Raw genomic sequence first — 24,546 nt, forward strand, 5'->3', positions numbered from 1 at the left:
TTGGCGGCACTGCGGCGGAAAGCGCCGAAAGGGATGGGCACCGCAGGCGGGAGCCGATGCTTAGACCTTGATGACGGTGATGCGAGAGCCGCACAGGGTGGTGAGATCCTCGGGGTCCGAGGTGAGGATCGTTGCCGGACCGGGGGCAGCGAGGGCTGTGGCGCTGAGCATGGCGTCGATGGCGTACTTGTGGCCGTGCAGACCGGTGTTGGCGATGAGGGCGGCGGCGTGACGGGCGATGGGCTCGGTGACCGGTTCGATGACGAGACGGGACAGGGTCCATTCCAGGGCTGGGCGATTGATCCGCGGATGGATCACTTCCACGAGGGTGGCTGCGGAAGTGATCACCCGTAGGTCGTCGGCGCGGGCGAGGGCGAGCCAGCCGGTGACCGTGCGGTCGCGCTGGACGGCCTTGGCTAGTCCTTCGCTGTCGAGGATCAGGGTGCCGCCTGGGGCGGCGGGGGCGGCAGGAAAAGGGGTCACGCGGCGGTCGCCCCACCTTTGTTTTGTTGCTCTCGGGCTTGGTGGAGCTGGTCGCGCAGCGCATGGATCTCTTCGTCGGTGACAGGGCCGTGTTCGGCCTCTGCCACCGCGATGAGTTCGTTGAGGTTGTCCCGCTCGATTTGGCGGGCGACGGCTGCGGCAACGTAGGCGGACAGCCCGGATGGACCGCCACGGGCCTTGGCGGCTTCGGCGATATCGCGCGGCATAGTGATCGAGTACTTGCCGGTAGGCTCACTCATGCTACTCATCCTACCTCGCATCCTCCCTGGGGTGGAGCTGGCAGAGACGGCCGCCGCGCTGCTGGTCCGACGCGATCTCGAAGCTGGGTTCGTGCGCACGACGGGACTCCAGCTGGCGTTGTTGCCGCCGGGCTTGATAGAGGCGTCGATGAATTGCTGCGGCGAGCGATGCGGGACTAGGCGTTTGTCGTCCCCGCCCGGGGCCGCGTCAGATGCCGACTGACGTCCGGCTTGCCCTCGCTGGGTGGAGGGAGCCTCACGTTCGCTGGCCGACCTGATGAATCCGATCGCGTTGCGGTCCGTGCTGACAGCGCCGCGGCTCGATCAAGATGGCGCGGTGGCCGCGGCGCAGACGCAACGGCACAAGCGCAAGGTCTTGGTCAACGCCGTGCGGTACGTCGTCGAGCAGCGCAAGTTGCCTGCCGATCCGCTCGCTGCCACCAAGTGGAGCGTGGCTGAGACCGCGACCAAGACGACCCGCGAGTGGTCGCTAACCCGAGCCAGGCGCGTTCTCTGCTGTGCGCGGTCTCCTGCGTCGGCGGTTGCCGACGGGCACGCAACGGTCTGTTTCTCCGTATCCCTTTTGGCTGTCCCGTTCGGTGAACATGCAGGTCAAAGAGGGCTCCTGAGGGCGGCAGATCCATCATGCGGCTGTTTGGCCCACACATGTCCCGCAGGAATTAATTGCGCGGTATCGGACCATTTAGATGTCGTCCGCCTAACCATGAGGAACCCCTGACCAGGGCGATCCCTGGGCGGTGGCCGCCGCTGAAATCTCACTCGCCACTCACTCGCGAGCAGTGACAGACAACGACAAAGAGCCGGACTCAGTGGGACTGGGTCCGGCTCTTCATTCATGGCATCCGCCTGGTCACATACGGATTTCCGCAGGTGGTCTGGCGAGTGCCCCCGGCAGGATTCGAACCTGCGCACACGGCTCCGGAGGCCGTTGCTCTATCCCCTGAGCTACGGGGGCGTGTCTGCCGTCTTGCGTGGCGACGGGTAGAACACTACCAGCTCACAGGCGGTGCCCATGAACGTCTTTCGGTGGCGCCTTTCCCCGTGCTCCCGCCGCTTTCGTCGTGGTCTCGCCGCGGCTGTGGCGGGGCCGCGGGGTCGGCCTCGGTGGAGGGCTGAGCTGGGGTTCTGAGGGGCGTGTGGGGGGAAGTGGGTAAGGGTGGGGCCACTTGTAGCGCATCCGGATGGAACTGTGGGGAGGCTCGGCGAAACGTCCCTCGCACGTGGCGGAAGTGGGCAAAACCCGGACGCAGCCGGAGTTGCGCGCCTACTCTTCGAGATGTGCCTGGCTTGTCCGGCCGGGTCCTTGTCGTCGACGACAACAAGGTCATCCGGCAGCTAATCAGGGTCAACCTTGAGCTTGAGGGGTTCGAGGTCGTGACCGCGGCTGATGGTGTCGAGTGCCTGGAGATCGTGCATCGCGTACGCCCCGACGTGGTCACCCTGGACGTGGTGATGCCCCGTCTCGATGGGTTGCGGACCGCCGCTCGGTTGCGGGATGACGCTCGTACTCGGCATCTACCCCTCGCCATCGTCAGTGCCTGCACGCCGTCTGATGTTGACAGCGGGCAGTCCGCCGGGGTGGATGCTTTTCTTGCGAAACCTTTCGAGCCCGCCGAGCTGGTGCGGCTCGTACGGCGGCTTGCGCGGCAAGCTGCTGGGCATGTGGCGGGGGGAGGTGAGAGCGATGGTGGTCCTGGTTCTGGGCCGGCCGAAGGGTTCGAGCCCGTTTTCCGGCCTGGTGGCTGACCGTTGCGTGGCTCTCGCCACCCTCCCAGCTACCTGGCCGTGTGGATGATCACCGGCCGAGCTCAGCTCTTGCCGCCTTCGGCGCAATGCTCGCTGCCGCCGCTGGGTCCTCTCATACGCGCCGGGCGGCCCGTGCCGCTCCGCGCTGGGTGGCGGCCCGCACCGCTCCACGCCGGGCAGTCCGTGCCGCAGCGCGAAACCCGCTCGCGAACCCACCCCCTTTCTCCCATACGCTTGCCCCGTGACCCCCGCGCAGCTCTCCCGCACCGTCGTGCACGTCGTGCGTTCCGCCGTTCAGGCTGGTGAGCTGCCCGTTCCTGCGGACGATCTGTCGTGGCTCGCCGTTGAGACAGCGGCTGTTGACGGTGGTTCGCGGAGCGGGATCGTTCAGGTGCCACCGCGGCCTGGCTCCGGTGACTTCGCCTCGCCGCTCGCCCTGCGGCTCGCCGCGGCCTCCGGTCGCGCGCCGCGGGATGTCGCGGAGGTGCTACGGCATCGGTTGGTGCGAGAGCCCGGAATCGCTCGGGTAGACGTCGCCGGGCCCGGGTTCTTGAACATCACGTTGGAGTCCTGGGCACACGTCGAGCTCGTACGAGAGGTACTCGCGCAGGGCCCGACGTACGGGCGCGGCTGCGGGCTCGCCGGGATGTCGGTGCGGCTGCGCTCGGAGGGCGGGCCGCGGGCCACGGTGGTTGCCGAGGTCGTGGAGCGGATGGCCGTCGCCTGTGGGGCCGACACCAGCAGCGGTGGCCGCTCCGCCGTCTTGGCTGATCAGCCGCAGCCCCTTCGCGTACGGGAGCCGGGGGTTGCGCTCGCGGAACTTGAGGCGCGGCTCGGGCGGGATGGCGCGCGGTGGGCCCTGCTGCGCGCTGCCGCGCACGACGCTCCCCACTGCGATCCGGCCGAGGTGCTCGCGCAGCGGGAGAGTAACCCGCTCTTTCGGGTGCGATATGCCCACGCTCGGACCTGCGCTGTGCTGCGCAACGGCCGTGAGCTGGGGGTGGAGCCGCACCCCGGTGATCCCGGGAGTGCCCACGCTGGCGCTGCTGACCCGGCCGTTCCGCTTCTCGCCCTTCTCGCTGATTTCCCGCGGGTGGTCGAGGCCGCCGCTCGGCGGCGGGCGCCGGATCGGTTGGCGCGAGAGATGGAGTTGGTTGCCGACTCCTTCTTCCGATTCCACGACGGTTGTCCTGCGCTGCCCAGGGGTGCGGAGAAACCCTCGGCCGTTCACCGTTCCCGGCTGGCCATCGCCGCGGCTGCCGGAACGGTGCTTGCCAACGGCCTGTCCCTGCTCGGCATCTCCGCGCCCGCCCACCTCTGAGTCGTTGTAGGAGACGTACGTTCATGAGTCGTTCCGCTCACCCCGCAGGGCCCCGGTACGCCGATGTGCTGCCCGAGGGGCACTATTCCGCTCCGCCCGCCGATCTCAACGCGCTCGACCCCAAGGTGTGGGCTCGTACCGTTACCCGCACCGAGGAGGGTTCGGTCAGTGTGAGCGGGCTCGATGTGCGGGCGCTGGCCGAGGAGTTCGGCACGCCCGCGTACTTCCTGGACGAGAGCGACTTCCGGGCGCGCTGCCGGGCCTGGCACGAGGCGTTCGGCGGTGCGGCCGACGTGTTCTACGCCGGGAAGGCGTTCTTGTCGCGGGCCATCGTGCGGTGGCTGCACGAGGAGGGGCTCAACCTCGATGTGTGCTCCGGTGGCGAACTGACCACCGCGCTCGCCGCCGGGATGCCCGCCGAGCGCATCGCCTTCCACGGGAACAACAAGACCGCCGAGGAGATCCACCGGGCCATCGAGGCCGGCGTGGGGCGCATCGTGCTCGACTCGTTCCAGGAGATCGTGCGCGTCGCGCACATCGCCCAGGAGCTCGGCAAGCGGCAGCCGGTGCAGATCAGGGTCACCGTCGGCGTCGAAGCACACACCCATGAGTTCATCGCCACCGCCCACGAGGACCAGAAGTTCGGCATCGGGCTGGCTGGCGGACAGGCCGCCGAGGCGGTGCGGCGGGTGCTGAAGCTGGACGGGCTTGAGCTGATCGGCATCCACTCGCACATCGGCTCGCAAATCTTCGACATGGCCGGTTTTGAGGTGTCAGCGCGGCGGGTCGTGCAGCTTCTCGCGGAGGTACGCGACGAGCACGGCGTTGAGCTGCCCGAGATCGACCTCGGCGGTGGCCTCGGCATCGCGTACACATCCGATGACGATCCCTGCGAGCCGCGCGAGATCGCCACCTCCCTCACCAGCATCGTTACCCGAGAGTGCAGGGCCGCCGGGCTTGCGGTGCCGCGTATCTCCGTCGAGCCGGGGCGCGCGATCGTTGGCCCCACGGCGTTTACGTTGTACGAGGTTGGCACCGTCAAGGAACTCGATGGGCTGCGGACGTACGTCAGCGTGGACGGCGGAATGTCGGACAACATCCGCACCGCGCTCTACGACGCCGAATACTCCGTGTCCCTCGTCTCCCGCTCGTCCAGCGCCGAGCCGATGCTGGTGCGGGTGGTCGGCAAGCACTGCGAGTCCGGCGATATCGTCGTACGCGATGCCTTCTTGCCGGCCGATATCGCGTCGGGGGATCTGATCGCGGTGCCCGCGACCGGCGCGTACTGCCGCTCGATGGCCAGCAACTACAACCATGCGCTGCGGCCCCCCGTCGTCGCCGTGAACGACGGGTCGGCGCGGGTCATCGTGCGCCGGGAGACCGAAGAGGACCTGCTGCGGCTCGATGTCGGGTGACACTTGAGGTGTCGGTACGGGCCCGGGCACAGTTCGGGAGCACCGCGTGCCGACAGGCGAAATAGACATCTCGGATACTGGACGGGTGACGGAAACTCCCGTCCAGTGAGTGAGACTGGTGCACGACGTATGTGCGGTAGAAGCAGAGGAAACGAGGTCGGATGATGCGTACGCGTCCGTTGAAGGTGGCGCTGCTGGGCTGCGGTGTGGTCGGCTCAGAGGTGGCGCGCATCATGGCGACGCACGCGGACGACCTCACGGCGCGCATCGGGGCACCGGTCGAGTTGGCCGGGATCGCCGTGCGCCGCCCCGGGCGGGCGCGCGCCGGCGTGCCTGCCGAGCTGATCACCACCGATGCGACGGCGCTGGTCAAACGCGGTGACATTGACGTGGTCATCGAGGTCATCGGCGGCATCGAGCCCGCCCGTTCGCTGATCACCACCGCCTTCGAGCATGGTGCCAGTGTGGTCTCGGCCAATAAGGCGCTGCTCGCCGAGGACGGGGCCGCGCTGCACGCCGCCGCCGAGGAGCGGGGCGCCGACCTCTATTACGAGGCGGCCGTGGCCGGCGCCATTCCGCTGGTGCGACCGCTGCGCGAGTCGCTGGCCGGGGACACCGTCAACCGGGTGCTCGGCATCGTCAACGGCACCACCAACTTCATCCTCGACAAGATGGACTCCAGCGGCGCCGGATACTCCGAGGCGTTGGACGAGGCGACCGCACTCGGTTACGCCGAGGCCGACCCGACCGCCGATGTCGAGGGCTTCGACGCCGCGGCCAAGGCCGCGATCCTGGCCGGGATCGCCTTCCACACCCGGGTGCGGCTCGACGATGTGCACCGCGAGGGCTTGACCGAGGTGACCGCATCGGACATCGCGTCCGCAAAGCGCATGGGCTGTACGGTGAAGCTGCTCGCGATCTGTGAGCGGGCGGGCGATGGTCGCTCGGTCACCGCGCGGGTGCACCCGGCGATGATTCCGCTGACCCACCCGCTGGCCTCGGTGCGCGAGGCGTACAACGCGGTCTTCGTCGAGGCCGAGGCGGCGGGTCAGTTGATGTTCTACGGCCCCGGGGCCGGCGGCCCGCCGACCGCATCGGCCGTACTCGGCGACCTGGTCGCCGCCTGTCGCAACAAGCTGGCGGGTACCACGGGCCCCGGTGAGTCCGCGTATACGCGGCTTCCCGTCAGCCCCATGGGTGAGGTGGTCACGCGTTACCACATCAGCCTTGACGTCGCCGACAAGCCGGGCGTTCTCGCGCAGGTCGCCCAGGTCTTCGCCGAACACGGCGTCTCCATCGACACCGTCCGCCAGCAGGGCAAGGACGGTGAGGCGTCACTAGTCGTGGTGACGCACCGGGCGCCGGATGCGGCGCTTTCGGCCACCGTGGAGACGCTTCGGCAGCTCGACACGGTACGCGGCGTCGCGAGCATCATGCGGGTTGAAGGGGAGTAACGAAAGCAATGACCGCAAACATCAGCGCTCGGCAGGGCACCCATCAGTGGCGCGGTGTCATCGAGGAGTACCGCGACCGGCTACCCGTCAGCGACAGCACCCCGGTGGTCACGCTCCGCGAGGGGGGTACGCCGTTGGTGCCCGCTCAGGTGCTCTCCGAGCGCACCGGGTGTGAGGTACATCTCAAGGTCGAGGGCGCCAACCCGACCGGGTCCTTCAAGGACCGCGGCATGACCATGGCCATCACCCAGGCCAAGGAGGCCGGCGCCAAGGCCGTCATCTGCGCTTCCACCGGAAACACCTCGGCCTCCGCCGCGGCGTACGCGGTACGGGCCGGGATGGTGTGCGCCGTCCTGGTGCCGCAGGGCAAGATCGCGCTCGGCAAGATGGGTCAGGCCCTGGTGCACGGCTCGCGCATCCTCCAGGTGGACGGCAACTTCGACGACTGCCTCACGTTGGCGCGCGAACTGTCCGAGAAGTACCCGGTGGCGCTGGTCAATTCGGTCAACCCGGCACGTATCGAGGGGCAGAAGACCGCCGCGTTCGAGGTCGTTGACGCGCTCGGCGACGCGCCCGACATTCATCTGCTCCCGGTGGGCAACGCGGGCAACATCACCGCTTACTGGAAGGGCTACCAGGAGTACGCGACGGCGACCTCGCAGCACGCCGCCGTAGCCTCCCGCACGCCGCGCATGTGGGGCTTTCAGGCGTCCGGGTCCGCACCGATCGTGCGTGGTGAGCCGGTCAAGGACCCGCACACCATCGCCACCGCGATCCGCATCGGCAATCCCGCGTCCTGGGAGCAGGCGGAGCGGGCCCGCGACCAGTCGGGCGGCTTCATCGACGAGGTGACTGACCGTCAAATCCTGGCCGCCTACCGGCTGCTCGCGGCCCAAGAGGGTGTCTTCGTCGAGCCGGCGTCGGCCGCCAGCGTCGCCGGACTGCTGAAGGCCGCCGAGCAGGGCAAGGTCGATCCGGGCCAGCGCATCGTGTGTACGGTCACCGGAAACGGGCTCAAGGACCCGGACTGGGCGGTGGCGGGTGCGCCGCAGCCGGTCACGGTGCCGGTGGATGCGGACGCCGCCGCCGGCCCCCTCGGCCTGTCCTAACAGTCGGTAAGCGGAGCCTGTGGGTCGGGTAACGGCAGTGCGGAATACCCGTTAACTCCCTTGGTCTCGTGCCGTACAGCAGTAGTAAAGGAGCACGGGACGGCACACGACACGCATCGTGCGCCTCCCGTGCGCCCTATGTCGCCACAGAACCTTCCTTCGATAAGCTGTACTGAATCCGCCCCGCCACAGAGCAATCGCCTCTGTGCGGCATCGCCGTAACGGCCCTCGCGGTGTTCCTTACTTCTTCGATATTTCGCAGCCCGTACACCGCAGCCCGCACCCAATCGTTGCCACACATCCGTAGCCTCACAAGGAGAGTCATCGAGCGATGGCCGGTCCAGCGTTCCGTGCCGCCGCCGTCCGGGTGCGCGTCCCCGCCACCAGCGCCAATCTCGGCCCCGGCTTCGACACCCTCGGCCTGGCCCTTGGGCTGTACGACGACGTGGTCGTCCGGGTCGCCGACACCGGACTACACATCGACATCGCGGGCGAGGGCGCAGACACCGTGCCGCGCGACGAGAACCATCTGCTCGTACGCTCTCTACGGGCCGCTTTTGACCTGCTCGGCGGCCAGCCTCGCGGGCTGGAACTGGTGTGCGCCAACCGGATTCCGCACAGCCGTGGGCTCGGATCGTCGGCCGCGGCCATCTGCGCGGGCATCATGGCCGCGCGTGCGGTGACCATAGGCGGTGCCGAGCGGCTCGGCGACGAGGCACTGCTTGAGTTGGCCACCGAACTTGAGGGGCACCCCGACAATGTCGCTGCCTGTTTGTTTGGCGGATTCACGCTGTCTTGGATGGACGCGGGCAGCGCGCGAGCGATTCGGATGACGCCGGCGGACTCCGTCGTTCCGGTGGTCTTCGTTCCGGCTCGCGCGGTGTCTACCGAGACCGCACGCGGGCTGCTGCCGCGCACGGTTCCGCATGGGGACGCGGCGGCCAACGCGGCCCGCGCCGCGCTCCTCGTGGAGGCCCTGACCAGGCGGCCCGAACTGCTGCTGACGGCCACCGAAGACCGGCTGCACCAGGAGTATCGCGCCGCTGCGATGCCGGAGAGCGTGGCCTTGATGGGCAGGCTGCGCGCGGACGGCGTCCCTGCGGTCATCTCCGGTGCGGGCCCCACGGTGCTCGCACTGGCCGAAAGCGGCGCGGCCGACAAGGTCGCACGATTGGCGGGTGAGGGGTGGGCGGCCAATCGGCTGGCTCTCGACGGTGGGGGTGCGAGCGTCCTACCGCTCGCCTGAGACACCGGACCTAGGGGCAACCCCGGGCCTGGCTGAAATGCGATTGCCGGACTTGGAGAGGGGGAATGTTTGTTGGAGCCGGTAGTGTTAACCTCAAGTCTGCACCTGTCGCCTTTTGGCCTGTTGCAAAGGCGCAGTGCTCACCGTCCCCATCCGGGACCACCCTTCTTCCGGGAGCCTCCCCAACTGCCTAAGCACCCTGCTTGAGCAGTGACGAGCACGCTCCGGAATCGGCGTGGCGGATCTGAGTGATACGTCTCTTCCGCGCGCCGGACCCAGCACCGAATTCTCTCCGCCGTCCTGGCGGACCACCGCCCCGGTCAGGTCCATGTAAAGGACCACAGCCGGACAGCACAACCGGTCGCCGAGCCAGACAGGCCGACGCCCGCTCCAGGGAAGGACCCTTCGTGAGCGACACCACCGATCTGATGGGCGTGAACGCCTCGGGCAACACCGACAGCTCTGTCGGTAATGCCGCCGCGCCCGCAACGGACGCTCCCGCCGCGCCTGCCACCGGTGCCACTGCTAGTGCCCCCAGGCGGCGCCGTTCCGGTACCGGCCTTGACGCCATGGTCCTGGCGGAGCTTCAGCAGCTCGCCTCCAGCCTCGGCATCAAGGGCACCGCGCGGATGCGGAAGAGCCAGTTGATCGAGGTCATCAAGGAGAAGCAGGCCAGCTCCGGCCCCGCCAAGAGCGCCGAGAGCGCGCCTGCCAGCGAGGCGCCGACCAAGCCCAAGCGCCGCGCAACCTCCAAGGCCCGTACCGGCGAGGGAGCCGACAAGCAGTCCGAGCAGGCGGCCGAGCAGGCCCCCGCTCAGCAGCAGATTGACATCCCCGGCCAGCCGGTCAGTGACGAGACCCCCGCAGGTGGCGAGCGCCGCAGGCGCCGCGCCACCGCACAGGCGGGCAGCCCGGAAGGCGCCGAGAGCGCCGCTGAGCCGCAGTCCGATGCCAAGGCCGACACCAAGACGGACACCAGAGCCGATGCCAGGGCCGAGCCCGCCGGCGCTGCCGCTGACAGCGGCGACGGCAAGCCCGCCAAGGGTGAGCGCTCCGAGCGTGGTGAGCGCGGCCAAAAGGGCGAGCGCAGGGAGCGCGGCAACCAGCGCGACCGCGGCGAGCGCAGTGACCGCGCTGAGCGCGGCGAGCGTGCTGACCGCGGCGAGCGTGAAGGCCGCAGTGAGCGTGCTGACCGCAGTGAGCGTGCTGACCGCGGCGACCGTGCTGACCGCGGCGACCGCGAAGGCCGCGGTGAGCGCGCAGACCGCGGCGAGCGTGAGGGCCGTCGCGGCAAGAACGACGACGGAGCCCAGAGCGGCGGCCGGCAGCAGCGCGAGAGCCGCGGTCAAAGCCAGCAGCGGCCCGACGATGACGGCGATGACTTCGAGGGCGGCCGGCGCGGCCGGCGCGGGCGCTACCGCGACCGGCGCGGGCGGCGCGGCCGTGAGGAGTTCGGTAACGAGCCGCCGGTCACCGAGGACGATGTACTGATCCCGGTCGCGGGCATCTTGGACATCCTCGACAACTACGCGTTCATCCGTACCTCCGGCTACCTCCCGGGGCCGAACGACGTCTACGTCTCCCTCGCCCAGGTCCGTAAGAACGGGCTGCGCAAGGGCGACCACGTCACCGGCGCCGTGCGGCAGCCGCGCGACGGCGAGCGGCGCGAGAAGTTCAACGCGCTGGTGCGGCTCGACTCGGTCAACGGCATGGCGCCGGAGACCGGCCGTGGCCGTCCCGAGTTCGGCAAGCTGACGCCCCTGTACCCGCAGGACCGGCTGCACCTTGAGACCGAGTCCGGCGCGCTGACCACCCGGATCATCGACCTGGTGACGCCGATCGGCAAGGGCCAGCGCGGTCTGATCGTGGCCCCGCCGAAGACCGGTAAGACCATGATCATGCAGGCGATCGCCAACGCGATCACGCACAACAGCCCCGAGTGCCACCTCATGGTCGTCCTCGTGGACGAGCGGCCCGAAGAAGTCACCGACATGCAGCGGTCCGTCAAGGGCGAGGTCATCTCCTCGACCTTCGACCGTCCGGCTGAGGACCACACCACCGTCGCCGAGTTGGCCATTGAGCGGGCAAAGCGGCTGGTAGAGCTCGGTCATGACGTCGTGGTGCTGCTCGACTCCATCACCAGGCTCGGCCGCGCGTACAACCTCGCGGCGCCGGCCTCCGGCCGCATTCTGTCCGGTGGTGTGGACTCCACCGCGCTCTACCCGCCGAAGAAGTTCTTCGGCGCCGCGCGGAACATCGAGGACGGCGGCTCGCTGACCATCCTGGCCACCGCGCTGGTGGACACCGGCTCGCGCATGGACGAGGTGATCTTCGAGGAGTTCAAGGGCACCGGCAACATGGAGCTCAAGCTCGACCGCAAGCTCTCGGACAAGCGCATCTTCCCGGCGGTGGACGTGGACGCGTCCTCCACCCGTAAGGAAGACATCCTGCTCGGCAGCGAGGAGCTGGCGATCGTCTGGAAGCTTCGCCGGGTGCTGCACGCGCTGGACTCGCAGCAGGCCATCGAGTTGCTCTTGGACAAGATGAAGCAGACCAAGTCCAACGCCGAGTTCCTGATGCAGATCGCCAAGACCACGCCCAACGGCGACTAACGGCACGGCCGCGCTGGCCGCCACCCCCACCGGGGTACGGCGCCCGTAGGCGCGCATAACGAGTGCGGCGGCTGTCAGCGCGCCGACTCGTAAGTGGGCTCAGGGCCCCTTCCGCAGCACGTCGGCGGAAGGGGCCCTTCCGCGTGAGCGGGGACGGGGCGCTGGGCACCTCGTACGAAGCTGGAGCGCCGCACGGCGCTATCCGAGGCTGCGCGGCCTGTGGTGGCCCCGTGGCAGCCCTGTAGCGGGGTTTATGGGGGCTGTGCGCCGCTACACGGCATGTGCGGGCATTGTGGGGGCGTTGTACGGGGTCGAGCGGCGCTACGCAGCGCTGTGACCGGTCGCTACTCGACGATCCACTGAGATGTGGGACACAGCATTTCCCGGCCAAATCTGCCCTAACTGATGCCACCGTATGCGGCGAAACAGCAGGTGAACAGGTATGCCACGGAACGCCGGGCATAAAGATCAGCCAGCTCTCGCACGATTTTTCGCTACCTCACGCTATGCAACCCTGACGCCCGGGCTCTCGTCTGACTAGTCACGATGGGGCGCGCCAGAAGATGGCGGCAGGGGGTAGCGGAACCACCGAGGACTGAGGAGCGCATGGCGGACGAGAGTAAGAGCGTGTCGGCGGTGCGGCGCGGCCATGGCCGAAAAGCCACCGGTCGCCGCCGTAAGACGCCGAGCAAGCGGCACCGGGCCCTGGTGCTCACGGCATGGATAACCGCGTCCGTGGTGCTCCTGGGGGGAAGCGCCCTCGGGTACGCCTACTACAAGCTCAACGGCAACCTCACCGGCGTGGACATCAACGCCGCCCTTGGTACCGACCGCCCCGATGACGTGGACAACGACTCGATGGACATCCTTGTCCTCGGTTCGGACTCCCGGGCCGGGAAGAACGGCAAGTACGGTCGCGACGAGGGCGGTGCTCGCTCCGACACCGCGATGATCGTGCACGTCTACGAGGGCCGGAAGAAGGCTAGCGTCGTCAGCATCCCGCGCGACACGCTGATCCAGCGGCCCACCTGCACGAAGAACGACAAGGAGGCGCCGGCCGCCAAGAACGCGATGTTCAACACCGCGTACGAGGTCGGCGGCCCGGCCTGCGCCGTCAAGACGGTCGAGTCCATGAGCGGCATCCGCATGGACCACTACCTTGAGGTGGACTTCTCCGGCTTTCAAAACCTCATCGACGTGCTCGGCGGCGTGGACATCACGACCACCGAGCCAATCCACGACAAGGACAGCCACCTCGACCTGGAGCCGGGCGAGCACACCCTGACCGGCGAGCAGTCGCTCGGCCTGGTGCGTACCCGACATGGCGTGGGCGACGGCAGCGACCTGGGGCGCATCAAGCTCCAGCAGGCGTTCATCAAGGCCTTGATCGACCAGGTCAAGCAAGTCGGGGTGTTCGGCAACCCCAAGCGGCTCTACGACCTGGCCGACACCTCGACCGGGGCGCTCACCACCGACTCCGATCTGGCGTCGGTTGACAAGCTGCTCGGCTTCGCACGCGGCCTCAAGGGCATCGACTCCAAGAACATGGAGATGGTCACGCTGCCCGTGCAGTACGACCCGAACGACAGGAACCGGGTGCTGCCGCTGCGCGAGAAGGCGGGCCAGGTATGGCAGGCGCTCCTCGCCGACCAGCCGATCCCCAAGTCGGCGACGAAGGGATCGGCGGGGGACGCGACGGACGCCGGCAAGGTGGTCGGCGACGACACGTCGCCCACTGGCGGGCCGGAGAAGTCGGCCGAGCCCCGCACCGAAGCCTCGACCACGCCGCCGCGAGCGGGGGGCGGGACGGAGCGCTGAGCGCGGCACGGGCTCAGCGCCGGGGCGGGGCCGCCGGAGGCGAGGGCCAGCGCGGGAGAGGGCCGCAGGGGGCAGGCGGGACCGGGCCCTGAGCTGTCGTCCTCGCCAGTGCGAAGCGTGCTGCGGGCGGGCTCTGCGGGGCTGGGGAATACCTCGCCGCCGGACCCCGTTTTGGGAGATACGGCCAGTGCTGGCAGACTGGTACGTCGGCCCCGGTTCACGTCAGGCAAGCATTCCCTTCCAGCCCGCCCATCGGGCGGAAGGGGCCCAACGACCCGGTGCCCTCCCGAAAACTAGGAGATTCCCTTGAAGCGCGAAATTCACCCCGAATACGTCGAGACCCAGGTCAGCTGCACCTGTGGCGCGTCGTTCACCACTCGTAGCACCGTAGGCGATGGCAGCATCCGTGCCGACATCTGCTCCGAGTGCCACCCGTTCTACACGGGCAAGCAGAAGATCCTCGACACGGGTGGCCGTGTGGCCCGCTTCGAGGCCCGTTTCGGCAAGAACGCCGGGTCCGCCAAGAAGTAGCGACCCAACCGGCGCCGGTTCCCGGCCGCCCCGCCCCGGGGTGGCCGAGAACCGGCGTTCTGTCGTAGCGGCGATTTCCGATGTCAAGCCGCCGCACCCACCCCCGCGCCCACCGGCGACGAGGCACCTGACCCACCCCAGCCCCTTGCGGAGAAACGAGTCCCGATGTTCGAGGCGGTCGAGGAACTGATCGGCGAGCACGCCGACCTCGAAGGGCGGCTCGCCGATCCCGCGGTCCACGCCGACCAGCGGGAGGCGATGCGGCTAGGCAAGCGGTACGCGGAGCTGACCCCGATCATTGCCACGTACCGCGACTGGAAGCGGTGCGGTGACGACATCGAGGCCGGTCGCGAACTGGCCGCCGATGACCCGGAGTTCGCCGACGAGGTCAAGGAGCAGGAGCGGCTTCGCGAGGGGTACACCGAGAAGCTGCGGCTGTTGCTCGTGCCCCGCGACCCCAGCGACGACAAGGACGTCATCCTTGAGGTCAAGGCCGGCGAAGGCGGCGAGGAGTCCGCGCTGTTCGCGGGCGACCTGCTGCGGATGTATCTGCGCTACGCCGAGCGCGTCGGTTGGAAGACCGAGATCATCGAGGCCAACGAGTCCGACCTCGGCGGCTACAAGGACGTCCAGGTCGCCGTGAAGACCAAGGGCGGCAATGGCGCCACCGAGCCGGGCCAGGGCGTATGGGCGCGGCTGAAGTACGAGGGCGGGGTGCACCGCGTCCAGCGGGTGCCCGCCACCGAGTCGCAGGGCCGCATCCACACCTCGGCCGCCGGTGTCCTGGTCACGCCAGAGGCCGAGGAGGTCGAGGTCGAGATCGGCCCGAACGACCTACGGATCGACGTCTACCGCTCCTCGGGGCCCGGCGGCCAGTCCGTCAACACCACCGACTCCGCGGTGCGGATCACCCACCTGCCCACCGGCATCGTCGTGTCCTGTCAGAACGAAAAGAGCCAGCTCCAGAACAAGGAGCAGGCACTGCGTATCCTGCGCTCACGGTTGTTGGCCGCGGCGCAGGAGGAGGCCGAGCGCGAGGCGTCCGACGCGCGCCGTAGCCAGGTCCGTACGGTGGACCGGTCCGAGCGCATCCGCACGTACAACTTTCCGGAAAACCGGATCTCCGACCACCGTGTCGGATTCAAGGCGTACAACTTGGACCAGGTGCTCGACGGCGAACTGGACGCGGTCATCCAGGCGTGCGTTGACGCCGACTCCGCGGCCAAGCTGGCCGCTGCCCAGTAGGAGGGGCCCGTGCAGCAGTCACCCGGGGGTCGCCCCCCGAACCCGCGGTCCGTACTGCTCGCCGAGGTGGCGCAAGCCACCCAGCGGCTGGCCGACGCGGGCGTGCCATCGCCGCGCTTTGACGCGGAGGAACTCGCCGCGTTCGTGCACGGCGTCAAGCGGGGTGAGCTGCACGCCGTCGCCGACACGGACTTCGATGCCCGTTATTGGGAGACCGTCGCCCGCCGTGAGGCCCGCGAACCGCTCCAGCACATCACCGGGCGCGCTTTCTTCCGCTATCTCGAACTCCACGTCGGCCCGGGCGTGTTCGTGCCCCGTCCGGAGACCGAGTCGGTGGTCGGCTGGGCCATAGACGCGGTGCGCGCCATGGACGTCGTCGAACCGCTCATCGTCGATCTGTGCAGCGGCTCCGGGGCCATCGCCCTGGCCCTCGCACAGGAGGTGCCCCGCTCGCGGGTGCACGCCGTGGAGCTGGACGAGGGGGCCTTGCAGTGGGCCCGTAAGAACGTGGAGGGCTCCCGTGTCGTCCTGCACCACGGGGACGCGCTGTCCGCGCTGCCCGAGCTGGACGGGCAGGTGGACCTGGTGATCAGCAACCCGCCGTACGTGCCGCTGACCGAGTGGGAGTACGTCGCCCCCGAGGCCCGCGACCACGACCCCTCGCTCGCGCTGTTCTCCGGCGAGGACGGCCTCGACACCATCCGCGGCATCGAGCGCACCGCGTACCGACTGCTGCGCCCCGGTGGCGTCGTCGTCGTCGAGCACGCCGACACCCAGGGCGGCCAAGTGCCGTGGATCTTCACCGAGGAACGGGGGTGGGCGGACGCCGCGGACCACCCGGACTTGAACAACCGCCCCCGCTTCGCCACGGCGCGCCGGGCCATGCCATGACGGGTGCCATGACGGACGGCACAGCAGGTGCCATGACGGACGGCACGGCAAGGGCTTGCCCGCACAGCGCAGCCGCGGCGCGCCCCAGCACAGCGCGGCAGACATTGGTCACGTACGAGGAGGTCCGTTAATGGCTCGGCGATACGACTGCGGTGACGCGACCGACCGCAAGACCGGCCTGCGTGAGGCCGCGTCCGCGATCCGCCGCGGTGAACTGGTCGTGCTGCCCACCGACACCGTCTACGGGGTCGGGGCGGACGCCTTCAGCGCGGAGGCGGTCGGCGATCTGCTGGAGGCCAAGGGCCGCGGACGCAACATGCCCACGCCTGTTCTCGTCGGGTCCCCGAACACCCTGCACGGCCTGGTCACCGACTTCTCCGAGCAGGCGTGGGAACTGGTGGACGCGTTCTGGCCGGGTGCGCTCACCCTGGTCGCCCGCCACCAGCCGTCGCTGACTTGGGACTTGGGGGAGACCCAGGGCACGGTCGCCGTGCGGATGCCGCTGCACCCGGTGGCGATCGAGCTGCTGACGGAGTTCGGGCCGATGGCCGTCTCCAGCGCCAACCTGACCGGACACCCCTCTCCGCAGGACTGCGACGCGGCCCAGGACATGCTCGGCGACTCCGTCTCGGTCTACCTCGATGCCGGGCCGACCCCGGCCGCCGTGCCCTCCTCCATCGTGGACGTCACGGGCAAGGTGCCGGTGCTGCTGCGCGCGGGTGCGCTCAGCGCCGATGAGCTGCGCGAGGTCGTACCCGATCTTGAGGTGGCCAATTGACGTCCCCGCAAGGGCGTGGCATAGCGGACGGTGAGTTCTCCCGCGATGGTGGGCTCGACCACGGTGCGGGCACCTTTCGCATCCTCCACGTCAGCACCGGCAACGTCTGTCGCTCGCCCATCACCGAGCGGCTGAACCGGCATGCCCTCGCGCACCGGCTCGGTGACCCGTACATCGGCGGCCTCGTCGTGGAGAGCGCAGGCACCTGGGGCCATGAGGGCGCGCCGATGGAGGCGCACGCCGCGACCGTGCTGTCCGACTTCGGCGCGGACCCGGACGGCTTCCTCGGCCGTGAACTGCTCGATGAGCACGTCATCCGCGCCGATCTGGTCCTCACCGCTACGCGCGATCACCGCGCGCAGGTCATTTCGATGGGGCACTCGGCCGGTCTGCGCACCTTCACGCTCAAGGAGTTCACCCGGCTCGTACGGGCCATAGACCCCGCGACACTGCCGGACCCCGAACAGGCGGGCGGCGTGGTGGAGCGCGCCCGCACCCTGGTGCGGGCCGCCGCCGCGCTGCGCGGCTGGCTGCTCGCTCCCAGTGAGGAGGCGGATGAGGTGCACGATCCGTACGGGGCACCGATCACGTTCTTTCGCAGCATCGGCGATGAGATCAACCAGGCGCTGGACCCGGTGGTCACCGCCCTGACGGGAGTGCCGACTCCGGCGTGAGTGCGGCGTGCGCCTGGCGGGGGTTGCTGCCGGGCCCATGGCGGGGCGCTCGACCTGCCCCGTAGTGGACGCTCGACCTGCCCCGTAGCGGGTGCCCCGTGGCGGAGCCCGTGCCCTGGCCCATGGCCGGCCCGCGGGGCGGCCTGCTGGGTGGTGGCGGACCGGCACGGTGGAGCGCCCGGCGCGCAGTGCCTGTCGCGCAGTGCCTATCGCGTAGCGGCTGTCGAGCAGTGCCCGTCGTGTGGGGCTTGAGATACGCGTGAGCCGCCCTGTGCCGCCATCTGAAGGGGCAGCCGCCTCCCTCCCTCGTACGAGCGACACGACAGCGCTCAGCGGCGCGAGCGCCCTATGGCGCATCGGTGTGATGCGGTGCGTGACGAGGGGTGCCAGCGGTACGCGTGCATACGCGAGGTGCGGGCCGGGCGGGCCGCCGCTTGGTGCACACACCGGGCGGGTCAGGACCGCCGGACCTACATTGGGCTTACGCCCCCTCTAGGCCCGGAGACAGTGCCATGTCCCTCATCGCCACGTCCTTGCCGAAGACCCCCTGGGGAACCGACCTCGACGCGTTGCGCCGGGCCGATCCGGAGCTGGCGGGGGTGCTGCTCGGGGAAGTGGAACGGCAGTCCGGCGGCCTTCAGCTCATCGCGGCAGAAAATTTCATCTCGCGGGCCGTGCTGACGGCGCTGGGCTCGCCGCTGGCCAACAAGTACGCCGAGGGCTACCCCGGCGCCCGCCACCACGGCGGCTGTGAACTGGTGGACCTCGCCGAGCGGATCGCCGTGGACCGGGCCAAAGCCCTGTTCGGCGCCGAGTACGCCAACGTACAGCCGCACTCCGGCTCTTCGGCCGTGCTCGCCGCATACGCCGCGCTGCTGCGTCCTGGCGACACCGTCCTTGCCATGGCCCTGCCGCACGGCGGACACCTCACGCACGGCTCACCGGCGAACTTCTCCGGCCGCTGGTTCGACTTCGTCGGCTACGGCGTGGACCGTTCCACCGGCCTCATCGACTACGAGCAGGTCCGCGCGCTGGCCCTCGCCCACCGCCCCAAGGCCATCGTTTGCGGCTCGATCTCCTATCCCAGGCACCCGGACTACGCGGCTTTCAGGGAGATCGCGGACGAGACGGGCGCCTATCTCATTGCGGACGCGGCCCACCCCATCGGGCTGGTCGCGGGCGGTGTGGCGCCCAATCCGGTCCCGTACGCGGATGTGGTCTGCGCCACCACACACAAGGTGCTGCGCGGCCCCCGAGGTGGCTTGATCTTGTGCGGTGCGGGCCTGGCCGAGCGCATCGATCGGGCGGTCTTCCCCTTCACCCAGGGCGGCGCCCAGATGCACACCGTCGCCGCCAAGGCGGTCGCCTTCGCGGAGGCGGCAACGCCCGGCTTCGCCACGTACGCCCATCAGGTGGTCAGCAACGCGCGCACGCTGGCCGAGGTGCTGACGGGGGAGGGGCTCGATCTCGCCACGGGCGGCACCGATACCCACCTGATCAGTGCCGATGTCACCGGTCTTGGCCTCGACGGGCGTACCGCACGGGGGCGCCTGGCCGCCGCCGGGATCGTCTTGGACACCTGTGCTCTGCCAAGCCCCGGCCGGCCCGCCGGATATCTGAAGGGCATCAGGTTGGGCACCGCGGCGCTCACCACGCAGGGCATGGGCGAGGCCGAGATGGAGCAGGTGGGACGGTTGATCGGTGCCGCGCTACGGGAAGACGGGGCGGTGCGTAGCCAGGTGGCAACACTGGCCGGAATCTTTCCCCCTTATCCAGCGAGCGATGATCCTCGGACCGGTGCCGGGAACCACTGACGGTCCCCGTGCGTCTTCCTTGAAGTTCACGGAAGCAGACCGGACGCGCATAGGGTGTGGGGCTGTGATGGCCAGCGAAACTTCTGGGGCAGCCTGTGCGTGAATACCTGCTGACGCTGTGTGTCACGGCTGCGGTCACTTATCTGCTCACCGGGCCGGTGCGAAAGTTCGCCATCGCGGCCGGCGCGATGCCAGAGATCCGCGCCCGTGATGTGCACCGCGAGCCCACTCCGCGACTGGGCGGGATCGCGATGTTCGGCGGGCTGTGCGCAGGACTTCTCGTCGCCGCCCATCTGACCAACCTCAAAAGCGTCTACGAGATCTCCAACGAGCCGCGCGCACTCCTGTCCGGGGCCGGGCTGATCTGGCTCCTTGGCGTACTGGACGACAAGTGGGGCGTGGACGCGCTGGTCAAGCTCGGCGGCCAGATGATCGCCGCGGGCGTGATGGTCCTCCAGGGGCTGACCATCTTGTGGATTCCGGTGCCCGGTGTCGGCACCGTCTCGCTGACCCCCATGCAGGGCACGCTGCTGACGGTGGCGCTGGTCGTCATCACCATCAACGCCGTCAACTTCGTGGATGGGCTGGACGGGTTGGCCTCCGGCATGGTCTGCATCGCGGCCACGGCGTTCTTCATGTACGCGTACCGCATGTGGTTCGGGTACGGGGTGGAGGCGGCGGCCCCCGCGACGCTGTTCGCGGTGATTCTCATGGGCATGTGCCTGGGCTTCTTGCCGCACAACATGCACCCGGCGCGCATCTTCATGGGCGATTCGGGTTCGATGCTGATTGGTCTGGTGATGGCCGCGGGCGCGATCTCCATCACCGGGCAGGTGGACCCGGACCTGCTGAACTCATCGGCGGGCTCCGAGCGCGCTGCTGTGCACGCGATGGTCCCGGTCTATATTCCGCTGCTGCTTCCGTTCACGGTGATCGCGGTGCCCGTCGCCGACCTGGTGCTCGCGATCGTGCGCCGTACCTGGAACGGCCAGTCGCCGTTCGCCGCCGACCGCGGGCATCTGCACCACCGGCTCCTGGAGATCGGGCACTCGCACAGCCGGGCGGTGCTGATCATGTATTTCTGGTCCGCGCTGATCGCCTTCGGCGCGGTGGCGTACTCGGTGAACTCCGCCAGCGTCTGGGTGGTCCTCGCGATCGCCGCGCTGAGCGGCGTGGGCCTGGTGCTCTTGCTGTTGCCGCGGTTTACGCCGCACGCGCCGCGGTGGGCGGAGAACGTGTTTCCGCCCCGCTACCGACGTGGCCGTCACCGCGGCGCCCACGCCGCGGGCGCCATGCCCCAAGTAGGCGCTGGCGCACCGGAGATGGCGGACGCGACCGAGGAGGACGAGCGGGAGGCGGTGCCCGCTGGTTTCCACGGGGCCACCGCCATCGGCGACCGCTCGCGGCTGCCGCAGCGCCGGAAGATCAGTACCCATCGCTGATGGATGCGTGCGCATCGTCGCCGTATGCACGGCGGGGCGCCCGGACGATACTGTGGCGCACATCTAGTGGGCCGAAATGGGGCAGGCGTCCTCATAGCAGACTCGCAGCCTGACGTCAGTAGGATGCGACAGAACTAGCCCGTTTGTGTGATGTGGACCACACTTTGTAGGTAAAGACCTCATCAAATAGTTTGTGATACCGTTCACGAAACCCGGTGCACAGAACCTAAGGGCCCCAGTGCGATGGTCCTTCGGGTCTCAGGTCATCCCCTGCCCGGAGCTACGCTCGTCCATGACGACACCCGCCCTCTCGCCCAGCCGGAGCTGCCGCCATGCAGTCCAATGACGCCCGAATGCTTCTCTACACCGCCGGACCTGCCGCCGCCGCCGGTGTGATCGCCGTCGCGGCCAGTGCGGCATTTGCCGGTGGCAAGGGGGCGATCGGCGCCGTTTTCGGCACCGTGCTGGTGGTCGCCTTCATGGGAATCGGGCTCGGCGTCCTCCAATGGGTCGCCAAATCCCTTCCGCAGCTTTTTCAGGGCATTGGGCTTGTGTTGTATGTCGGGCAGCTGCTGTTGATGGTGATTTTTGTCGCCGTGTTCCAAAACGCCACGTTCTTTAATCCCAGGGCGTTCGCCATCACGCTGGTCGCCGTCACCGTCGTATGGATCGGCGCCCAGGCCCGTGCGCACATGAAGGCCAAGATCTTCTACGTTGATCCGGCGGCAGAGGCCAGGAAGCCAGAGACCGCAGGGTCCACGACGTGACGCGTAGGGGCGGGATAAATGTCCGCGCGAGCGCCTGCTATCGTCCGGTGCCATCTGCGGCACTGCTGGCGCAGGCGGCTGAACTCCCGCATTCCACGGGACGAAACCAGCGGCCATTGCGGCAGGTGCCAGCGATCCGACCTGGCCCAGAGCCGATCAGCCGCTCTCTAATCCGCAAGACCAGTCCAGTGCCGTTCCGCGGCTCCGTGCCGCGCCGACACAACGAGGTTGCCGTACCCATGCGCCACGCTGAAGGAGCTCTCGGTGAGTTCTGACCAGACACTCGCCTTCGAGACCGATTGCCACATCTTTGACGGGTGCGGCTTCCCGGCTCCGGGGCTTCACTCGTTCACCTTCGATCCGATCTTCACCGTCGGCAGCTTCGAGTTCAATAAGCCGATGCTGCTGGCGCTGCTCGGAACGGTAGCCATCGTCTGGTTCTTCTGGGCAGCCTTCGGGAAAGCCAAGGTGGTCCCGGGCAAGCTACAGATGATCGGCGAGGCAGGGTACGACTTTGTCCGCAAGGGCATCGTCTACGAGACCCTCGGTAAGAAGGAGGGCGAGAAATACGTCCCTCTCATGGTCTCGCTGTTCTTCTTCGTGTGGATCATGAATCTTTGGTCGATCATCCCGGTGGCACAGTTCCCGGCGACCTCGATCATCGCCTTCCCCGCCGCGATGGCTCTGATTGTCTACGTCCTGTGGATGTACCTCACCTTCAGTAAGCACGGCTTCATCGGCGGCCTGAAGAACATCACCGGCTACGACAAGTCCCTCGGCGGGGTCCTGCCGCTGGTCATGTTCTTGGAGTTCATGTCCAACGTCATCGTGCGGCCCTTCACACATGCGGTCCGGCTCTTTGCCAACATGTTCGCCGGTCACCTGCTGCTGCTGATGTTCACCATCGCAAGCTGGTATCTGCTCAACGGGATCGGCATCGCTTACGCGGGTGTCTCGTTCTTGCTGACCATCGTGATGACCGCCTTCGAGCTCTTCATCCAGGCTGTCCAGGCGTACGTCTTCGTGCTGCTGGCGGCCACCTACGTGCAGGGCGCTCTCGCCGAGCAGCACTGAGCCCTCGCCTCCCTCAGTCCAACAGACGTCCGGTGGCCAACCCCCACCGGTCCGTGAAAGAGAAGGAAGAACCAGCATGTCCGCTCTCCAGACCATCGCCGCTGGTGTCGAAATCAAGGGCAACCTCGGCTCGATCGGCTACGGCCTCGCGGCCATTGGCCCCGGCGTCGGCGTCGGCATCATCTTCGGTAACGGCACCCAGGCGCTCGCTCGTCAGCCCGAGGCGGCTGGCCTGATTCGCGCCAACCAGATCCTGGGCTTCGCCTTCTGTGAGGCGCTCGCCCTGATCGGTCTGGTCATGCCGTTCGTCTACCCGACCAGCTGATCGCGGCGTACGTACCGTTGATTCGACGAAAGGCACTGATGTGAACGCCCTGGTACACCTGGCGTCCGAGGAGGCAGAGAACCCCCTCGTTCCGCCGATCCCAGAGCTCGTCATCGGTCTGATCGCCTTCGCGATCGTCTTCCTCTTCCTCGCCAAGAAGCTCCTCCCGAACATCAACAGCAAACTGGATGAGCGTCGGGCGGCGATTGAGGGCGGCATGGAGAAGGCCGAGGCCACTCAGGCCGAGGCGCAGCAGGTTCTCGATGACTACCGGGCTCAGCTCGCCGACGCTCGCCACGAGGCTGGGCGGCTGCGCCAGGAGGCACAGGAGCAAGGTGCCGCGCTCATCGCCGAGATGCGTGCGGAAGGCCAGCGGCAGCGTGAGGACATCATCGCTGCCGGCCACACCCAGATCGAGGCCGACCGCAAGCAGGCCGCGCTCTCGCTGCGCCAGGACGTGGGCAGGCTCGCCACCGAACTGGCTGGCAAGCTCGTCGGCGAGGCGCTTGAGGACAACGCCCGGCAGAGCCGCACCATCGACCGCTTCCTCGACGGGCTTGAGGACAGCGCGACGAAGGCCGAGGCCACGCGATGAACGGAGCGAGCCGCGAGGCGCTGGCCTCCGCACGCGAGCGACTCGACGCGCTGACGGACAACACGTCCGTTGACGCGACGAAGCTCGCCGAGGAGTTGGCCGCCGTCACCACGCTGCTCGACCGCGAGGTGTCGCTGCGTCGGGCGCTGACCGACCCGGCGCAGTCCGGCGAGGCCAAGGCCGAACTGGTCAGCCGACTGCTGGCCAGCCAGCTCGGCGGCGAGAGTCTGGACCTGGTCTCCGGCATGGTCCGCTCCCGCTGGTCGCGCCCGCGTGACCTCACGGACGCGGTCGAATCGCTGGCGGCCAGCGCCGACCTCATCGCCGCACAGCGGACCGGCACGCTCGATGACGTGGAGGACGAGGTGTTCCGGTTTGGCCGGATCGTCGCTTCCTCCCCCGAGCTGCGGGCCGCGCTGACCGCGAAGGGCGCCCACCAGGGCGCCACCGCGGCCAAGGCGGAACTGCTGCGCACGCTGCTCGGAGGCAGGGCCAACCTCGTTACTGAGCGGCTGGTGGTCCGTCTCGTCACTCAGCCCCGAGGACGTAGCCTGGAGGTGGGGCTCGAAGCCCTCGCCAAGCTGGCCGCGGACCGTCGTAGCCGTGTGGTGGCCACCGTCACCTCCGCGGTGCCGCTTACTGATCAGCAGAAGCAGCGCCTGGGCGGTGGACTCGCCCGGATGTACGGGCGAGCGGTGCACCTCAACCTCGACGTGGACCCCACCGTCCTCGGCGGGATCACGGTGCGCATCGGCGACGAGGTCATCAACGGAAGCATCGCGGACCGCCTCGATGAGGCGGCCCGGCGCATGGCCGGCTGACCAGCCACCAACTCAACAAGCATTGCTAGCGGCCCGAGTTGGGCCGACTGAGTCCTCTGGGGGGTAGCCCCCAGACCCCCCAGAAAAAACTTCGGGCCCAACAA

General features: G+C 68.5%; 22 protein-coding genes and 1 tRNA gene. 20 read left to right on the forward strand and 3 right to left on the reverse strand.

From position 1 onward, the window contains the following. Positions 1-60 precede the first annotated feature (60 nt). The 3 genes from FHS42_RS13340 to FHS42_RS13350 form a co-directional block, all read right to left on the reverse strand. Positions 61-483 (reverse strand): PIN domain-containing protein, encoded by a 423-nt coding sequence (locus tag FHS42_RS13340; protein ID WP_184572415.1) that lies wholly within the window; start codon positions 481-483, stop codon positions 61-63. After that, positions 480-743 (reverse strand): CopG family transcriptional regulator, encoded by a 264-nt coding sequence (locus FHS42_RS13345; protein WP_184572416.1) that lies wholly within the window; start codon positions 741-743, stop codon positions 480-482. Before FHS42_RS13345 ends, FHS42_RS13340 begins: the two co-directional genes overlap by 4 nt. A gap of 904 nt (positions 744-1,647) precedes the next feature. Then, positions 1,648-1,719: transfer RNA gene (locus FHS42_RS13350), tRNA-Arg, on the reverse strand. Between the two features lie 323 nt (positions 1,720-2,042). Between FHS42_RS13350 and FHS42_RS13355 the strand changes: the two genes are divergently transcribed. The 20 genes from FHS42_RS13355 to FHS42_RS13450 all read left to right on the forward strand — a co-directional run bounded on the left by FHS42_RS13355 (position 2,043) and on the right by FHS42_RS13450 (position 24,442). Beyond that, positions 2,043-2,510 (forward strand): response regulator, encoded by a 468-nt coding sequence (locus FHS42_RS13355; RefSeq protein WP_184572417.1) that lies wholly within the window; start codon positions 2,043-2,045, stop codon positions 2,508-2,510. 241 nt (positions 2,511-2,751) lie between these two features. Next, positions 2,752-3,831 carry an ArgS-related anticodon-binding protein NrtL gene (nrtL, locus tag FHS42_RS13360; protein WP_184572418.1) on the forward strand — a complete coding sequence of 360 codons (1,080 nt, stop codon included), beginning with the start codon at positions 2,752-2,754 and terminating at the stop codon, positions 3,829-3,831. A gap of 23 nt (positions 3,832-3,854) precedes the next feature. Further along, positions 3,855-5,246: a diaminopimelate decarboxylase gene (lysA, locus tag FHS42_RS13365; RefSeq protein ID WP_184572419.1), complete on the forward strand. Its 1,392-nt coding sequence runs from the start codon at positions 3,855-3,857 to the stop codon at positions 5,244-5,246. Between the two features lie 161 nt (positions 5,247-5,407). Next, positions 5,408-6,700, forward strand: coding sequence for a homoserine dehydrogenase (locus FHS42_RS13370; protein ID WP_184572420.1), 1,293 nt, complete (start codon positions 5,408-5,410; stop codon positions 6,698-6,700). A gap of 8 nt (positions 6,701-6,708) precedes the next feature. Then, on the forward strand, positions 6,709-7,809 hold the full coding sequence (gene thrC / locus FHS42_RS13375; protein ID WP_184572421.1) for a threonine synthase: 1,101 nt from the start codon (positions 6,709-6,711) through the stop codon (positions 7,807-7,809). 331 nt (positions 7,810-8,140) lie between these two features. Beyond that, positions 8,141-9,055, forward strand: a complete 915-nt coding sequence (gene thrB, locus FHS42_RS13380) for a homoserine kinase (RefSeq protein ID WP_184572422.1) — start codon at positions 8,141-8,143, stop codon at positions 9,053-9,055. 407 nt (positions 9,056-9,462) lie between these two features. Beyond that, positions 9,463-11,667, forward strand: a complete 2,205-nt coding sequence (gene rho / locus FHS42_RS13385; RefSeq protein ID WP_184572423.1) for a transcription termination factor Rho — start codon at positions 9,463-9,465, stop codon at positions 11,665-11,667. A 606-nt stretch (positions 11,668-12,273) separates the two neighbouring features. Next, on the forward strand, positions 12,274-13,485 hold the full coding sequence (locus FHS42_RS13390) for an LCP family protein (RefSeq protein WP_184572424.1): 1,212 nt from the start codon (positions 12,274-12,276) through the stop codon (positions 13,483-13,485). Between the two features lie 306 nt (positions 13,486-13,791). Continuing rightward, positions 13,792-14,016, forward strand: a complete 225-nt coding sequence (rpmE, locus tag FHS42_RS13395) for a 50S ribosomal protein L31 (RefSeq protein WP_184572425.1) — start codon at positions 13,792-13,794, stop codon at positions 14,014-14,016. A gap of 165 nt (positions 14,017-14,181) precedes the next feature. Continuing rightward, positions 14,182-15,261: a peptide chain release factor 1 gene (prfA, locus tag FHS42_RS13400; RefSeq protein WP_184572426.1), complete on the forward strand. Its 1,080-nt coding sequence runs from the start codon at positions 14,182-14,184 to the stop codon at positions 15,259-15,261. Positions 15,262-15,270: 9 nt separating this feature from the next. Beyond that, positions 15,271-16,152, forward strand: a complete 882-nt coding sequence (gene prmC, locus FHS42_RS13405) for a peptide chain release factor N(5)-glutamine methyltransferase (RefSeq protein WP_184572427.1) — start codon at positions 15,271-15,273, stop codon at positions 16,150-16,152. Positions 16,153-16,282: 130 nt separating this feature from the next. Continuing rightward, on the forward strand, positions 16,283-16,930 hold the full coding sequence (locus FHS42_RS13410; RefSeq protein WP_184572428.1) for an L-threonylcarbamoyladenylate synthase: 648 nt from the start codon (positions 16,283-16,285) through the stop codon (positions 16,928-16,930). Then, complete coding sequence (locus FHS42_RS13415; protein ID WP_221476465.1) at positions 16,927-17,604, forward strand: arsenate reductase/protein-tyrosine-phosphatase family protein; 678 nt, start codon at positions 16,927-16,929, stop codon at positions 17,602-17,604. Before FHS42_RS13410 ends, FHS42_RS13415 begins: the two co-directional genes overlap by 4 nt. A 512-nt stretch (positions 17,605-18,116) precedes the next feature. Beyond that, positions 18,117-19,418, forward strand: a complete 1,302-nt coding sequence (gene glyA / locus FHS42_RS13420; protein WP_184572429.1) for a serine hydroxymethyltransferase — start codon at positions 18,117-18,119, stop codon at positions 19,416-19,418. A gap of 95 nt (positions 19,419-19,513) precedes the next feature. Continuing rightward, positions 19,514-20,860, forward strand: a complete 1,347-nt coding sequence (locus FHS42_RS13425) for an MraY family glycosyltransferase (RefSeq protein WP_184572430.1) — start codon at positions 19,514-19,516, stop codon at positions 20,858-20,860. 332 nt (positions 20,861-21,192) lie between these two features. Next, on the forward strand, positions 21,193-21,627 hold the full coding sequence (locus FHS42_RS13430; RefSeq protein ID WP_184572431.1) for a Cg1360 family ATP-synthase-associated protein: 435 nt from the start codon (positions 21,193-21,195) through the stop codon (positions 21,625-21,627). A gap of 264 nt (positions 21,628-21,891) precedes the next feature. Next, the gene (atpB, locus tag FHS42_RS13435; protein ID WP_184572432.1) at positions 21,892-22,701 is read left to right on the forward strand and encodes a F0F1 ATP synthase subunit A; all 810 of its coding nucleotides are present in this window, start codon (positions 21,892-21,894) and stop codon (positions 22,699-22,701) included. A 76-nt stretch (positions 22,702-22,777) separates the two neighbouring features. Then, positions 22,778-23,026 (forward strand): ATP synthase subunit C-like protein, encoded by a 249-nt coding sequence (locus FHS42_RS13440; protein ID WP_184572433.1) that lies wholly within the window; start codon positions 22,778-22,780, stop codon positions 23,024-23,026. Positions 23,027-23,066: 40 nt separating this feature from the next. Continuing rightward, complete coding sequence (locus FHS42_RS13445; protein WP_184572434.1) at positions 23,067-23,621, forward strand: F0F1 ATP synthase subunit B; 555 nt, start codon at positions 23,067-23,069, stop codon at positions 23,619-23,621. Continuing rightward, positions 23,618-24,442 carry a F0F1 ATP synthase subunit delta gene (locus FHS42_RS13450; RefSeq protein WP_184572435.1) on the forward strand — a complete coding sequence of 275 codons (825 nt, stop codon included), beginning with the start codon at positions 23,618-23,620 and terminating at the stop codon, positions 24,440-24,442. The genes FHS42_RS13445 and FHS42_RS13450 overlap by 4 nt, the downstream gene beginning before the upstream one ends. The last annotated feature ends 104 nt before the right edge of the window (positions 24,443-24,546 follow it).

Source organism: Streptomyces zagrosensis, assembly GCF_014203645.1.
Taxonomy (GTDB): Bacteria; Actinomycetota; Actinomycetes; order Streptomycetales; family Streptomycetaceae; genus Streptomyces; species Streptomyces zagrosensis.